The organism is Pseudomonas sp. MF09156 (assembly GCF_059862305.1).
This window is the reverse complement of record NZ_JCBCUR010000023.1, coordinates 57,845-72,567: the sequence shown is the minus strand read 5'-3', so window position 1 is coordinate 72,567 and position 14,723 is coordinate 57,845. Positions and strand designations below refer to the sequence as shown.

At 61.3% G+C, this 14,723-nt stretch carries 10 protein-coding genes; 8 read left to right on the top strand and 2 right to left on the bottom strand.

The genetic code is table 11. The annotated features are described in order from the left end of the window. The first annotated feature begins 142 nt into the window (after positions 1-142). From AC19YY_RS28370 to AC19YY_RS28335, 8 genes are all read left to right on the top strand, one after another. On the top strand, positions 143-808 hold the full coding sequence (locus AC19YY_RS28370; RefSeq protein WP_169954312.1) for a response regulator transcription factor: 666 nt from the start codon (positions 143-145) through the stop codon (positions 806-808). A gap of 113 nt (positions 809-921) precedes the next feature. Further along, entirely contained in the window at positions 922-1,587 is a 666-nt protein-coding gene (locus AC19YY_RS28365; RefSeq protein ID WP_169954311.1) for a response regulator transcription factor, read from the top strand. Positions 1,588-1,607: 20 nt separating this feature from the next. Next, positions 1,608-3,971: an ATP-binding protein gene (locus tag AC19YY_RS28360; RefSeq protein ID WP_500605190.1), complete on the top strand. Its 2,364-nt coding sequence runs from the start codon at positions 1,608-1,610 to the stop codon at positions 3,969-3,971. After that, positions 3,968-6,316, top strand: a complete 2,349-nt coding sequence (locus AC19YY_RS28355) for an ATP-binding protein (protein ID WP_500605189.1) — start codon at positions 3,968-3,970, stop codon at positions 6,314-6,316. Before AC19YY_RS28360 ends, AC19YY_RS28355 begins: the two co-directional genes overlap by 4 nt. A gap of 401 nt (positions 6,317-6,717) precedes the next feature. Further along, positions 6,718-7,266 carry a fimbrial protein gene (locus AC19YY_RS28350; protein ID WP_169954308.1) on the top strand — a complete coding sequence of 183 codons (549 nt, stop codon included), beginning with the start codon at positions 6,718-6,720 and terminating at the stop codon, positions 7,264-7,266. 153 nt (positions 7,267-7,419) lie between these two features. Further along, complete coding sequence (locus AC19YY_RS28345; RefSeq protein ID WP_307830297.1) at positions 7,420-8,085, top strand: fimbria/pilus periplasmic chaperone; 666 nt, start codon at positions 7,420-7,422, stop codon at positions 8,083-8,085. An 87-nt stretch (positions 8,086-8,172) separates the two neighbouring features. Continuing rightward, positions 8,173-10,716 carry a fimbria/pilus outer membrane usher protein gene (locus AC19YY_RS28340; protein WP_500605188.1) on the top strand — a complete coding sequence of 848 codons (2,544 nt, stop codon included), beginning with the start codon at positions 8,173-8,175 and terminating at the stop codon, positions 10,714-10,716. Continuing rightward, complete coding sequence (locus AC19YY_RS28335) at positions 10,713-11,840, top strand: fimbrial protein (protein WP_169954306.1); 1,128 nt, start codon at positions 10,713-10,715, stop codon at positions 11,838-11,840. Before AC19YY_RS28340 ends, AC19YY_RS28335 begins: the two co-directional genes overlap by 4 nt. A gap of 20 nt (positions 11,841-11,860) precedes the next feature. Here the strand turns inward: AC19YY_RS28335 and AC19YY_RS28330 are convergent, their stop codons facing one another. Next, positions 11,861-13,132 carry an NAD(P)/FAD-dependent oxidoreductase gene (locus AC19YY_RS28330; protein WP_500605187.1) on the bottom strand — a complete coding sequence of 424 codons (1,272 nt, stop codon included), beginning with the start codon at positions 13,130-13,132 and terminating at the stop codon, positions 11,861-11,863. 2 nt (positions 13,133-13,134) lie between these two features. Continuing rightward, complete coding sequence (locus AC19YY_RS28325) at positions 13,135-14,706, bottom strand: aldehyde dehydrogenase (NADP(+)) (RefSeq protein ID WP_500605186.1); 1,572 nt, start codon at positions 14,704-14,706, stop codon at positions 13,135-13,137. Positions 14,707-14,723 lie beyond the last annotated feature (17 nt).

Here is a 14,723-nt window from a genome sequence, read left to right as displayed (position 1 = left end):
AGGCTGAAGCCTTGGGCATGACTGATTTGAATGGTGGCGCGCTCTTCAACGCTGAGTTCGGTATAAGACATAGGGGCAGCACCGTACCGGAAAGGTCAGGTGTTGCACTCAGTTTTTGCCGCCGCCGAGTGTCCTGTGATCTATGAAACGCTTACAAATTGCTTTGCTGGATGATCATGCAATCGTGCGACATGGCCTGGTCAATCGATTGCTGCAGGAACCTGATTTTGAAGTGGTCGGTGTCTACGCCCGTACGCGTGAACTATTGGCAGGGCTGGCCAAGGACCCGGCGCAGGTGCTGTTACTGGACTATGTCCTGGGGCCCAGCGAGTTGGATGGCGTGTTACTGATTCGAGCGTTACGGGTGAAGTTTCCACAATGCCGCATCCTGGTGTTCTCTACGCACCATGACGCCGCCACCGTGATCCTGGCCTTGCGTGCCGGTGCCCGGGGATTTCTCGGCAAGGGTGAAGATATGGGTCAGTTGGTCGACGCCGTCCGGTTGGTGGCGTCGGGGGCGGTTTACCTGAGCCCGGACATGGCCTACAGGGTTGCCGAAGCCACTGCGGTCAACTATGACGGCGAGGCGCGCAATCGCGAGGACGCGTTGCGCTTTGTCAGTCTGTCTGCCCGTGAGCAAGAAGTGATTCGCTGTTATCTGACGGGCATGACCATCACCGAAATTGCTGAGAAATTCAGCCGTAGCATCAAGACCATCAGCTCCCAAAAGGCTTCGGCTTTTCGCAAGTTGGGTGTGATATCGAACAACGAGCTATTCAAGATCAAGCACCTCATTGAAGGTATCTGAACCTGGCGGGTTGGCGCCGTGTCATTTGCCGCTTGTTGCATATACTGTTCTATCGTTGGGTATCCCTGTTTTCGGCAGCGCGGCTTGCGCTGGGTTGAGTGGGCTCGATCATAATGAAATCTATACGTATTGCTTTGTTGGATGATCACGCGGTTGTTCGACATGGTCTGGCCAATACCCTGGCGGCCGAGGCGAACTTTGAAGTAGTAGGCATTTATGAGCGCAGCCGCGACCTGATCGCCGGTCTCGCCACGGCGCCTGCAGACTTGCTGCTACTGGATTTCTCCCTGAGTCCCGAGGAGTTGGACGGCGTCTCATTGATCCGTGCCTTGCGAGTCAAGTTTCCCGCTAGCCACATCCTTGTGTTGTCCACCCACCACGACCCGGCGACCGTGGGCCTGGCCATGCGTGTCGGAGCCCGCGGGTTTGTCGGCAAGGGTGAGGACATGGACCAGCTGGTCAAGGCCATCCGCAAAGTGGCATCGGGGGCGGTGTACCTGAGTCCCGACATGACCTATCGCCTGGCCGAAACCGTCACCAGTGATACCCGCAAAGGCTCTGACGAAGTGCCGGACGCCCTGATCCTGGCGGAGTTGACCAGTCGCGAGCAGGAGGTCATTCGTTGTTACCTGGCGGGCATGACCATCACTGAAATTGCCGAGAAGTTCAATCGCAGCATCAAGACCATCAGCACCCAGAAAACCTCGGCGTTTCGCAAGCTGGGGGTTACGTCGAACAACGAACTGTTCAAGCTCAACAAAATCATTGGCTCGCCATGAGGCGGTGGTGGTTGGGGGGCTTGTTGTTGTGGTCGCTTGGAGGGGCCGTCTTCGCTGCTGGCCCGGTTCAACTGAGCGAGCAGGAGCAGCGCTGGATACAGCAGCATCCGGTGTTGCGGGTGGGCGTGGTCGAAGACCTGATACCTTTTGAGTACATGCGTGATGGCACCCTGCAGGGACGCTCAGTGCATTACCTGCAATTGGTGACCGATGCCACCGGCCTTGAATTCACCTATGTTCCGGGAAAGACCATTGAGATACGCGAGCAAATGCTCCTCGATGGCCAGGTGGATCTGCTGTCCTCTTACTTGCGTTTCAGGTCTGAGCCGGCCACCAAGGGCCTTGCCTTGCTGACCTACCAGACCACCTCGCCGATCATCGTGACGCGTTTCGAAGGCCCGGATATTTTCGACCTCGACCAACTGCATGGCAAAACCGTGATGGTTCCTGACGTGGATCATTACGAAGAGATCGTCGGAGCATCAGGAATCGAGGTCACGCTGATCAAAAGCAAATCGGCCCTGGAGATGCTGACCCGCGTCCAGGATGGCAGTGCTGACGCGGCCGTTGCCACGGAAACCTTCCTGATGCCTTATCTGTACCGCCAGTTCCAGGGCATCCTGGAGGCTTCAGGTGTGGTCGGCAGCCAGATGCTGGATGTCAGCATGGCGGTTCGCTCGGACCAGGCACTGCTGCATTCGATCCTCGAAAAAGTCCTGGGCTCGATCACTGCCGAGCAACGCAATGACATGTACGACCACTGGTATCACGAGCTGGATCTGGATGTTCCAACCCTGCTTGCCATCTCCAGCCACTACTGGCATGTCCTGATCATGGGGGCGTTGGTGCTGGCCAGCCTGTGTGTGCTGGTCTATCGCGGCCATCGCAGGCGGCGTCAGGCTGTGCGCAACGAGCAGGAAAAAACCATGTTCCTGGCGGTCATGGGCCATGAAATTCGTTCGCCTATGAATGCCGTGCTGGCGGCCATGGAGTTATTGGGGCACACCCGGCTCAATGAGCAGCAGCGCCACTTTGTGCACCTTGCCAATGGCGGCGCCAATGCGTTGGTGCGTTTGCTGGATAACGTGCTGGACACGCCAGGCTCGGGTGCGCGGGCGTTGCGCCTGAGCATTGAACCGACCGATGTGACGGCGCTGGTGCAGGGCGTAGTGGGCTTGCACCGCCTGCGCGCCCGGGAAAAGCACCTGAGCCTGAATGTGAGCATCCACACCGCGCTGCCCTTGCTGTTACTCGACAGCTCCCGCCTGACGCAGATTCTTCATAACCTGCTTTCCAATGCCATCAAGTTCACCGATGCCGGCGGTGTCGACATCAAGCTGTGCCTGTTGGCCCTACCGGCCGGTGGTCAACAGTTGCAAGTCAAGGTGCGCGATACCGGGATCGGTATCAGCGAAGCGGTACAGGCGTCGTTGTTCCGGCCATATGCCCAGGCCAGTCAATCCTACAAGCGCTCCGGTGGTACCGGGCTGGGCCTGGTGATCTGCCAGCAACTGGCGAACTTGATGCAGGGGTCGTTCACACTCAGCAGTGAGCCGGGGGTTGGCACGACCTTCATCCTCTGCGTGCCGGTAACGGTTGCCCCCCAGACTGCTGAACCACCGCAGATTCAGCAGTCCGCGCCAGAGGCCGAGACGGGCGGCCTGCAAATCCTGGTCGTGGAAGACACTCTGGCCAACCAGGAAGTGCTGCGGGCGCAGATCGGCGGCTTTGGCTGCGAGGCGGTGATCGCCGCCGATGCCGCCCAGGCCCACAGCTTGTTCGCGCAGCAGGCCTACCAATTGATCCTGATGGACTGTGACCTGCCGGACCAGGACGGTTACAGCCTGGTTCGCGAACTGCGTGAGTTCGAGCGCGGCTTGGGGCGTCCACGCTGCCCAATCATTGCCATTTCTGCCCTGACCGGTGAACAGCACCTCAAACGTTGCATGGATGCTGGGATGGACGCCGCATTGAGCAAGCCGATACGCCTTGGGCAACTGCGCGAAGTGATCGAGCGTTGGTGCGACGTCACCCTGGCTGCACCCCGTGCGAGCCTGATGGCCCCACAGCTGGATCAGGCGGCGATCAATCGGGAGATGGCCAGTGACCTGGGGAGCCTGATCAAGGCCATAGCGCTCTGTGACCGCCCCAGCGCCGTCCACGTTGCCCATCGTCTGCACGGTGCTGCGCTGATTATGGAGTGGCTGGCCCTGGGGCAGAGTGCCGAGTATCTGGAGCGCCTGCTGCGTGCGCAGGAGGGCTGGGATAGCCCGGCCTACGCCCAGGCCCTGCGGGCGTTGGTTGAGCATTGGCGGGCCTTGGGCGGGGATGCTCCCCTGGAAGTGCTGCCGCCCGCGCGTGCCACGCGGGTGACCCAGCGATGAACGCCAAATTGCTACGCCTGCTGCTGATAGCGTTCGTGCTGGGAAACCTGGGCGTCGGGGTGCAGGCCGGCCCGACGCCGCTGGAGTTGACCCAGCAGGAGCGTGATTGGATTGCTGCCCATCCGGTGCTGCGTGTTGGCGTATTCGATAACTTGCTGCCTTTTGAATACATCAGCAATGGCCAACTCAGAGGGTTGTCAGCCAAATACCTGGGGTTGATTGCATCGCGCACGGGCCTGTATTTCGAACCCGTCACCACCACTACGCGCAGCGCCCGCAAGGACATGCTGATCAGCGGCGAAGTCGATATCTTGTCCACCCGGCGCCGGGACGATGACCCGGCAAAGGATCTCGGGCTGCGTTACACCACGCCCTACAACACCAGCTCGACCGTTATCGTCAGCCGTTTTGGCGATCAACCGTTTGCCGACTTGGAGCAACTCGCCGGCAAGCGGGTGGTGATGCTGGGGCGCGAGGAGGATTACGTCGCTTTTTTGAAGCGTAAGGCCCCGGGGATAACCATTGTTTCTGCCCTGAATGCGCTGGACATGATGGCGATGGTCAAGGACGGCCGCACGGACGCGGCGATTGCTTCGGAATGGCTGCTGATTCCCTACCTGTCCCGCCAATATCATGGGGTACTGCAGATTTCTGGGGTGCTGCCGTTGCTGCATACCGGTGTGAGCATGGCCGTACGTGACAGCGATGTGCTCCTGCTGTCTATTTTGGACAAGGTGCTGGCTTCCATCAGCGGCGAAGAGCGCAAGGCGATCTATGACGCCTGGTTTGCGGATATGGACCTGGACATTCCTACCGTCAAGGCCATTGCCGAGCACTACCAAAGTGAGCTGTGGTTGCTGCTGGCCGTGGTGGCAGTGCTCGTCGGACTGGTCGTGCAAAGTCGCCTGCAACGGCGCCAGGCCATGAACAGCGAACGGGAGAAGGCGATGTTCCTGGCGGTCATCAGCCATGAAGTGCGTTCGCCGATGAACGCAGTGCTGGCCGCCGTGGAACTGCTGGAGCACACCCCGCTCGATGAGCAGCAGCGACATTTCACCGGCTTGGCCAATAGCGGCGCCAATACCTTGCTGCGGCTGGTGGATGATGTGTTGGATATCTCCAAGATGGAAGCCGGGCAACTGGCCCTCAATCTTGAACCGGTGGACCCATGGGCGCTGGTCTTGCGGGTAGTCGACGAGCATCGAACGCAAGCGCAGGAAAAGGGCATTGAGCTGCTCGTCACCGGCGAGCGTCCCGGCGACCCATTGTTGCTGGACGAACTGCGTCTGGCGCAGGTGCTGCGCAACCTGATCTGCAACGCCGTCAAGTTCACCGATGTGGGTCGGGTAGAGGTGCAGTTGCTACAGCTGGAAAAGCCTGCGGCCGAGGTGCGACAACTGGTGATCCGGGTCATCGATACGGGCATAGGCTTGTCCAAGCAGGCGCAAGCCTCGCTGTTCCGGCCGTATGCCCAGGCCAAGCAATCCTATCGACGCACTGGCGGTACCGGCCTGGGCCTGGTGATCTGCCGGCGCCTGGTCAGGTTGATGCGTGGCAGGTTGGTGCTCAGCAGCTTGCAGGGGGTCGGTACCCAGGTCGAGGTGCGGTTGCCAGTTGAGCCGGCTGTTTCCCCGCAACTGCCGGCACCTGAGCCTGCGCCGAGCGCGGAATCGGCTAACGGTTTGCAGGTGTTGGTGGTGGACGACTCGCTACCCAGTCGGCAAGTGTTGCAGGCACAACTCGACAGCCTTGGTTGCGCGGTGCTGCTGGCGGCTGATGCCGACCAGGCGGTGGCGTTGTTCAGTGCGCACCGGGTCGATATGGTGCTGATCGACTGTGACTCGCCAGAGGGCGACGCCGAGCGCATGGTCAGCGCGTTTCGTGAGTCGCAGCTCCAACAGGAACGCTCATATTGCCCGATCATCGCGCTCTCGCAATTTAGCGGGAATGAATACCTGCAACGTTGTTTCGATGCCGGTATGGATGGTGTACTGAGCAAACCGCTCCAACAGGCCATGTTGCAGCAGATGATTGAACTCTGGTGCGAAGTAACCCCGGCGCCACAAGTTGCAGAGTACCCGGAAACTCCAGGGTCGCCGGAGGCCGTGCGCCAGGAACTTAACAGCCTCATAGAACTACTTGCCCTGCGCGATCGCGGCATGGCGCTGGAGGCGCTACACAGGCTGCGCACTGCCGCGTTGGACGTCGGTTGGGAGGACTTCGCGGCCACGGCGCAGCGTATCGAAGTGATGTTGCAGGACGAAGTGAACTGGCCAGCAGAAGCGGTTGCGGGTCATGCCCGTAGCCTGCTTGAGCACAGGGCCGGGCTTCCCTGTGGAGCCTAGGCAGAGTAGGGGCTTCACAGCAGGACAGGTTGCTCTGGGAATGATGCAATCGCCGCGAATTGCATGCCCTGCCGCAACATATGCCTCACCGCCTCGATAAAGCTCGATGGCGGCCACCGGTTGTTCGCAGCTTCTCTATTGATAAACATTGCAGCGCCTGTTTTTAGGAGTGCTCCTATAGACGGGCTATTAATGTTTTTTTCATTAAGCAGTGCAGTGCAACAGTAAGTTTATAGTGGGTTTAATTGTTTGGAATTTACCGTGCTCAATTGTTTTTCAGAGCACTCCTATATTGAGTTCGATGTGGGCTCCCTAAACTTGGCCCCGCAACAGCACAGAAGCTCTCCGATAAACGGAGGCTTTACAACTTACTGTAGAACATCGCTCTCTCGGAGTTACTCATGAATTACAAAGCCCGCGCCCTCGCTGTACTGGTCGCTGCCACCGCCTCTACCGTTGCTCTGGCTTCAGACGGCAAAATCGATTTCAACGGCGAACTGAAAGCCGAAACCTGCAAGGTTGCGGTTAACGGCGCGGCTGGTGCGAGCCCGTCGACTGTCACGCTGCCAACCATCTCTACCGCTGCCCTGGGAGCAAAAGGCCAAGTGGCAGGCCAGACCGGTTTCAATATCGAGCTGAGCGATTGCTCTGCCGCGCTGAAAACAGCTGCTGCATTCTTTGAGTCGAGCGGCAGCGTTGATGCAACCAGCGGCAACCTGAAGAACGTGAGCGGTACTGCCACCCAGGTTCAGCTGCAATTGGTTGACGCAACCAATGGCAACGCGATCAAGGCCGGCAACACTGCGCAGGTCACTTCCACCAGCCGTATTGCCATCAATGCAACCTCCAAGGCCGCCATCCTGCCATACGCTGTCCAGTACTACGCTCAAGCCCCGACCACTCCGGGTACCGTAGTTGGCTCCGTGACTTACTCCATCAATTATCAGTAAGTCGCCGCTCATGGATACACGCCCTGTTCAGCAACAAAAGGGCGTGCTTCCAGGCAGCAACGGGATTACGTAATGCCTTGCACATCTGCCCTCAGACAATTGCTCCTGGCAAGCCTTGTGACACTGACGTGTTCCCAGGCTATCGGGGGTGTAGTGATTACCGGAACCCGCCTGCTCTACCCGGCGGACCAGAAAGAAATCACGGTAAAACTCAACAACAATGGCACGCAGCCAGCGCTGATCCAGTCGTGGATCGACACCGGCAGCGTCGAGTCGACTCCGACCAGCTCCAAGGCGCCGTTCCTGCTTTCACCGCCGGTGGCGCGCATCGATCCGACCAAGGGCCAAAGCCTGCGGGTGTTGTTTACCGGGGCTCCAATGGCCCAGGACAAAGAGTCGGTGTTCTGGCTCAACGTATTGGAAATTCCACCCAAGCCCGAGGCGGGTGCAGATATCAATACGCTGCAAATGGCATTCCGTTCGCGGATCAAATTGTTTTATCGCCCGACCGGCTTGCCAGGCACTGCCAGCGAGGCGATCGAGCAGGTGCAGTGGCAATTGGTGCCCGCACGCGATGGGCAAGGCTTGGCCTTGCAGGCCTTCAATCCGTCGGCGTTCCATGTTTCGCTGATCGAGTTGGAACTGGTGGCTGGCGCCCAGCGTGAGCGCAGTGAAGACGGCATGATCGCTCCGGGTGAAACCCGCCAATTTGTGCTCCCAACGCTCAAGGTCCGACCGGCTGCGGGTGCTCAGGTGGAGTTCAGCGCTATCAACGATTACGGCGCACTGATCCCGACCCGTAAAGCGCTCAAGCCCTGATTAAACCTCAAGTTTTTTAGTCGCGAGTCATTTATGTCGACCTCTTCCAGCTGCAGGCTTTCTCTGCGGGCGCGGCCTTGCTTCGCCTTGAATCCGCTCTCTGCCTTGATCCTCAGGGTATTGGCCATCGCCCCAGGTGCATGGGGTATACAGGGTGCGCTGGCGCAAGAGGTGCAGTTCAACGATGCGTTCCTGCCTGAAGACTCGCGCAATCTCGACTTGGGCGCCTACCAGACCGGCAACCCGGTGATGCCCGGGCAATACCGTGCAGACGTAGTGCTTAACGGCCAGTTGAACAGCCGCCAGGACATTCGCATCGACGCCCAGGCCGACGGCAGCAAGCCTGTGGTCTGCATGACGCGTAGCTTGCTTGAGCGTCAGGGCGTGGAGATGAGCAAGCTGTCGCCTGAAAGCACTTTGGCGCTGGACAGCCAGGGCTGTGCCGCCGTGGGCAGTCTGATCCCGGGTGCAACCGCGAATTTTTCCCCGGAAAACCAGGCCCTCGACCTGAGCATTCCCCAGGCGGCGCTGCGGCGCAATGTCCGGGGATACGTCAGCCCGGAACTGTGGGATCGCGGCGTGACCGCAGGCATGCTCAGCTACAGCTTCAATGGCAGCCGTAACCGTACCCGCAGTGGCAACTCTGACTCGGCATTCCTGGGCCTGCACACCGGCCTCAACCTGGGTGACTGGCGCCTGCGCCACAACGCGTCGATGAGCTGGCAGTCACGTCAGGGCAATAATTACCAAGCCCTGGACTCCTATGCGCAACGCGACATCACCGCGTTGAAAAGCCAACTGACGGTGGGCGAGTCCAACACCACCGGCGAGATCTTCGACACCCTGGCCTACCGTGGTGTGCAACTGGCCAGTGACGACCGCATGCTGCCCGACTCCATGCGCGGCTATGCCCCGGTGATCCGTGGGATTGCACGCACCAACGCCCGTGTGACCATTCGCCAGGCCGGCAACATCCTGCTGGAAACCACCGTGGCGCCCGGGGCATTTGTGATTGATGACCTGTATTCAACTGGCTACGGCGGCGACCTCAGCGTCAGCGTGGCGGAAGCCGACGGCACCGAGCAGAACTTCATCGTGCCCTATGCCTCGGTCAGCCAGTTGCTGCGCCCCGGTACCTCGCGTTTCAGCCTGACCGCAGGCGAGACCCGCAACAACTACGTCGACAAGCAATCGCGCTTGCTACAAGGCACTGTGCAATATGGCCTGAACAATACGTTCACCGGATTTGCCGGGATGCAGTCCAGCGATGACTACACCGCCGTGCTCACCGGCCTGGCGTTTGGTACGCCGATCGGTGCCATGGCCATCGACTTGACTCACGCCCAGACCGACCTGGCCACCGGTGCCGCCAAAGGGCAGAGCATGCGGGTGTCCTACAGCAAAAATGTGCTCAGCACGGGCAGTAACTTCACCGTTGCGGCTTATCGTTTTTCTACCAGCGAATACCTGGACTTCAGTAACGCCATGCAACTGCTCGATGCCGAGAAAACGGGGTGGGACACCAGCATGTTCGGGCGCCCGCGCAGTCGCTTTTCGGTCACCGCCGACCAGAGCCTGGGGGAGTGGGGGCAAGTGGCAATCAGCGGCTATGCGCAGAACTACTGGAACCTGCCGGGCAGTGATTTGCAGTACCAGTTCAGTTACAGCAAGCAGTTCAATCGCATCAGCTTCAGTGTGAACGCCAACCGCAGCCGAATGGGCCTGGGGGACATGGAAAACAGCTTTTTGCTGACCATGAGCATGCCTCTGGAATTTGGCGGTCCAGGCTTCAGCCCGCAAATGACCGCACAGGTAGGACGTGACTCCCAAGGCAACTACAGCGAGCAGGCCGGCATCAGCGGCACCGCTGGCGAGGACCGTCAATATGGCTACGGCGCGACAGTCGGCCATGACGGTGCCAGTAACAGCAAGAGCGCGGCCCTCAATGGCCAATACACCGGCGCGCGCGCCATGCTCAGCGCTGCCCTGGGACGCGGTGATGGCTACACCAGCGCCTCGGTGGGCGCGAGCGGCAGCGTGGTGGCGCATGCCGATGGGGTGACCATGACTCCTTATCGCGGTGAAACCATGGCGGTGGTCAGTGCCCCGGGTGCGCAGGGGGCCAAGGTGTCCGGCTACCCTGGCCTCAAGCTCGACAGCCGCGGCAATGCCGTGGTGCCGTACCTGCGGCCATATGAGTTGAACGAAGTGGCAATCGACCCTATTGGTAGCTCGCTGGACGTCGAGCTCAGCGAAACCAGCCAACAGGTGGCCCCGCGTGCCGGTGCGGTGGTGCACCTCAAGTACACCACCAACCAGGGCCGCGCAGTGTTGCTCAACGTACGCCTCGACGATGGCAGCAGCCTGCCCTTTGGTGCTGGCGTGACAGATATCGACGGCACCTCGGTCGGTGTGGTCGGGCAGGGTGGCCAGCTCTACGCACGGATCAAGCCACAAACCCGTCAGTTACTGATCAACTGGGGAAGCAAGACCCATCAACAGTGCGCACTGGTCATCCCGGCGGGCCCCGGCGAAGGGCAGCAATTGCAACAGGTAGACGCGGTTTGTGCGGCCGGTAAGCAAGTCGCTGGCAGCGTGCAGCCCAACACTCTTCAAAAGGTACAGTTATGAATATTGGCGCTTTGATCAAGGCGGGCCTGGCCGTCGCGGCATTGTGGGCGGCGGCGGGGACGGCCATGGCGGTCACCTGCACCTACATGGAGGGTATCCAGCCGGCCGTGGGCTCCATGCCATTGCAGATTTCGGCGATCACTATCGGGCGCGATCTGCCGGTGGGTACCGAGGTATATCGTCAGCGCTTCAGCATGGCTGCGGGCCAGGCGCCCAAGCTTGAATGCCTCTATGCCCCGTATCAGCAGTGGACTGAGATGACAGTCGACTCCAGTTATGCCATGGCCAATGTGTCCAGCGGGACCTACGCCAACAAGGTCTATAGAACCAGCATTCCGGGGCTGGGGGTTGCCTTCAACAGCTCGGGCGGCCTGCTGCCAAGGCAATCTGGCAAGGCATGGACCACATGCACATCTGGCTACAGGTGTTTGGTCCCATTTGACGGGCCTTCGAACTTTGAGCTGATCTTGATCAAACTGGGCGATGTAACGCCTGGTGTATTGGTGGGCAGTACGTTGCCGGTCGTCAGTCTGTTCGGCAACTTCGGCGATGCGAGAATGCGCGGCTTCAGTATGGGGATCTCCGGCAATATCCAGATTGTCTCGAGTACCTGTCGTACACCGGATGTCTCGGTGCCCATGGGCTCTCATCTGACCTCCAAGTTCACCGGGCTCAACAGCAGCACGGGCTGGACGGATTTTTCCATCGCTTTGAATGACTGCCCGGCGTTCAACGGGATCTATACGACAACGGGGCCGGCCTGGTCATCGCAAAGTGGCACGTCGCCTCTTGGTACGAACGTCGATAGTGGCTCTCTGGTGCGTAACACCCTGCAGTACCGCATCGACCCCGCGCGTACGGCGATCAACACGAATAACGGTGTACTGAGCCTCGACCCTGGCGCCACGGGCAGTGCGCCCGCCGCCACAGGGGTTGGCGTGCAGGTGCAGAACCGCAACGGCAACTCGGTCATCCTTGGGGCCAACCAAAGCAGCGGCCTCACCCTGCGCCCCAACGAGGGGAGTTATACGATCCCCTTGCGCGCCCGTTACCTGCAGACGGCGAGCAAGGTAACCCCCGGCCCGGCGAATGCCTCGGCGACGTTTACGATTATTTACCAGTGATTGCTCCTGCAAGGCCTGCGTCAGAACCGATCCAACCGATAGGCCGCCAATGCCGGCAATCCCAGGGGCAGGGGCAGGGAGATCGGCGATACCAACTGGGCGACCAGCTCGGCAGTGACGGCCGCTTGCGTCAGCCCCAAATGTTGATGCCCGAAAGCGAGCAACACCTTGCCGTCGCACACCCGGTCGATGATCGGCAGCGAGTCCGGCAACGAGGGCCGAAAGCCCATCCACGGCGTGGCGTCCTCAGCGCTCAGTTCGTTACGCAACAGGCCGCGGCTGAGCCGGTGCAACTGCCAGGCGCGCCGCATGTTCGGCGGGCGGTCGAGGCCGGCGAATTCCACGGTGCCGGCCAGCCGTAGCCCACCGCTCATGGGCGTCATGATGAACTTGCGCTCCAGCGAGGTGACGGCGAAGGGCAAGCGGTCTTGCTCATGGGGCAGCATCAGGTGATAACCGCGCTCGGTGTCCAGGGGCACCTTTTTGCCCGTCAGCGCCTGGGTGAGCCTGGCCGAGTGGGCGCCGCAGGCGATCACCACCTGGCGTGCGGCCAAGCGGCCCTGGTCGGTGATCAGTGCAATGCCCTGGGCCTGAAGCTGGCCATCCTGGACCTGGCGCTTGAGAAAGGTCACGCCGCTGGCCTTGGCGGCCTCGACCAGTTCGCACACCACGCGATACGGATCGAGGAAATGCCCGGTGCGGGGAAAGAACAAGCCCCCCTGGATCCGCTCGCTTAACTGCGGTGCCGCCTGTTGCACGGCGCTGGCCGACCAGCAGTCCACCGGCACGTTTTGCTGGGTCATACGTGCTTGCAAACCTTCAATCGCTTGTCGCGACTCTGCACGCTCGAACACCAGCAGCGAGCCATCCTCGCGCATCAACTGGGGCCGGTCGATGTTCGCCAACAAGCGCTGCCAGGCGCCCAGGCTGCTTTCGTTGAGGGCACGGATACCGGCGACCGTGCGCTGGTAAGCGGCCGGGCGCAGGTTTAACAAGAGGCGAGCAAACCAGGGCAGTGCACGGGGCAGGTATTTCCAGTCCAGGCGCAGCGGGCCCATGGGGTCCATGAGCATCGCGGGCAGGCGCATCAGGATCGACAGGTCGGCGATGGGGAACACCTGTTCGGTGGCCAGATGCCCGGCATTGCCGAACGAGGCGCCCATCCCCGGGTCCTGCTGGTCGATGACCACCACGCGCCGGCCCTGGCGCGCCAGTTGCAGCGCGCAGGCGACGCCGATGATGCCGGCGCCGACCACTGCAATGTCGATCTCGGGTTGACGGTTGTCTTGCATGTTCAGGCTTCTCTCTGGCCGTCGAGCAAGCGTCGCAACGCCAGCGGGTTGTCTTGTTTCAGGGCTGCGGGCAGCAGGCTGTCGGGGAAATCCTGGTAGCACACCGGCCGCAGGAAACGCCGGATCGCGGCGGTGCCGACCGAGGTCGAGCGCGAATCCGAGGTCGCGGGGAAGGGCCCGCCATGCACCATGGCATCACACACCTCGACCCCGGTCGGCCAGCCATTGACCAACAGCCGGCCAGCCTTGCGCTCAAGGGCCGGCAGCAATGCCCGTGCCTGCTCAAGATCGTCCTGATCCAGGTGCAAGGTGGCGGTCAACTGGCCTTCGAGGTGCTCGGTCACTTGGCGCATTTGTTGGTTATCGGCGCATTGCACCAGGAGCGAGGCGGCGCCGAAGACTTCGGCCTGCAAATGCGGGTTGGCAAGGAAGTCTTGCGCGTGGGTGGTAAACAGCTGCGCCTGGCATTGGTTCGGCCCTTGCGCCGGCAACCCGCTGGCTACGCAGTGGGCATGCTCGGCCAGTGCGCCGACGCCCGCTTCATAGGCCTGGAAGATGCCCGGGGTGAGCATGGTCTGTGCCGGGCTGCGTTGCAGCAAGTCGCTGGCGAGGCTGACAAACTGCTGCAGTTGCGGACCTTGAACCGCAATCACCAGCCCGGGATTGGTGCAAAACTGCCCGGCGCCCTGGGTCAACGAGGCGACAAGCCCTTGCGCCAGCGCTTCGCCGCGCGCCTTGAGGGCGGCCGGGAACAGGTACACCGGGTTGATCGAACTCATTTCCGCATACACCGGGATCGGCTCCGGCCGCGCCTGGGCCGCCTGGCACAAAGCGATGCCGCCACTTTGCGAGCCGGTAAAGCCCACCGCCTTGATCCGTGGGTCGCTGACCAGGGCAATCCCCACTTCGCGGCCAGCGCCGTACAGCAGCGAGAACACACCTTCGGGCAGGCCACACTGCTTCACGGCACGGGCCAGCGCTCGGCCCACCAGTTCGCTGGTGCCGGGGTGGGCGCCGTGGGCCTTGACGATCACCGGGCAACCGGCGGCGAGGGCTGAAGCGGTATCACCGCCGGCCACCGAGAATGCCAGCGGGAAGTTGCTGGCGCCGAATACGGCCACCGGCCCCAGCGGCACCTGGCGTTGGCGCAGGTCGGCACGGGGCAGGGGCTGGCGGCCTGGTTGGGCGCTATCGACCCGCACGTCCAGCCATTCGCCGGCGCGTACGGTGCGGGCGAAGGTGCGCAGTTGCTGGCAGGTGCGGCCCCGTTCGCCTTGGATCCGCGCGAGGGGCAAGCCGGTTTCGGCCACGGCACGCTCGAGCAGTTCATCGCCGAGGGCTTCGATTTCATTGGCGATGGTTTCGAGAAACTCAGCACGCGCCGTCAGGGACGTCTCGCGGTAGCTGTCGAAGGCTGACCACGCCAACGCGCAAGCCTGGGCCACCTGCTCGGTGGAACCGCCGGGATAGGCCGGCTCCAGCGCAGCATCGATGGCTGGGTTGATCGCGCGGATGGCTGCGCGGGTGCCGGGAATGGAGTGCTGACCGATCAGCATAGTGCCTGTCAGAGTCATGGTCTGTTCCTGAAATA

What these genes read in the sequence shown, in the direction of transcription:
- AC19YY_RS28350 (WP_169954308.1), top strand. Translation starts at nt 6,718, where the DNA reads ATGAATTACAAAGCCCGCGCCCTCGCTGTACTGGTCGCTGCCACCGCC.
- AC19YY_RS28370 (WP_169954312.1), top strand. Translation starts at nt 143, where the DNA reads ATGAAACGCTTACAAATTGCTTTGCTGGATGATCATGCAATCGTGCGA.
- AC19YY_RS28365 (WP_169954311.1), top strand. Translation starts at nt 922, where the DNA reads ATGAAATCTATACGTATTGCTTTGTTGGATGATCACGCGGTTGTTCGA.
- AC19YY_RS28355 (WP_500605189.1), top strand. Translation starts at nt 3,968, where the DNA reads ATGAACGCCAAATTGCTACGCCTGCTGCTGATAGCGTTCGTGCTGGGA.
- AC19YY_RS28335 (WP_169954306.1), top strand. Translation starts at nt 10,713, where the DNA reads ATGAATATTGGCGCTTTGATCAAGGCGGGCCTGGCCGTCGCGGCATTG.
- AC19YY_RS28330 (WP_500605187.1), bottom strand. Translation starts at nt 13,132, where the DNA reads ATGCAAGACAACCGTCAACCCGAGATCGACATTGCAGTGGTCGGCGCC.
- AC19YY_RS28325 (WP_500605186.1), bottom strand. Translation starts at nt 14,706, where the DNA reads ATGACTCTGACAGGCACTATGCTGATCGGTCAGCACTCCATTCCCGGC.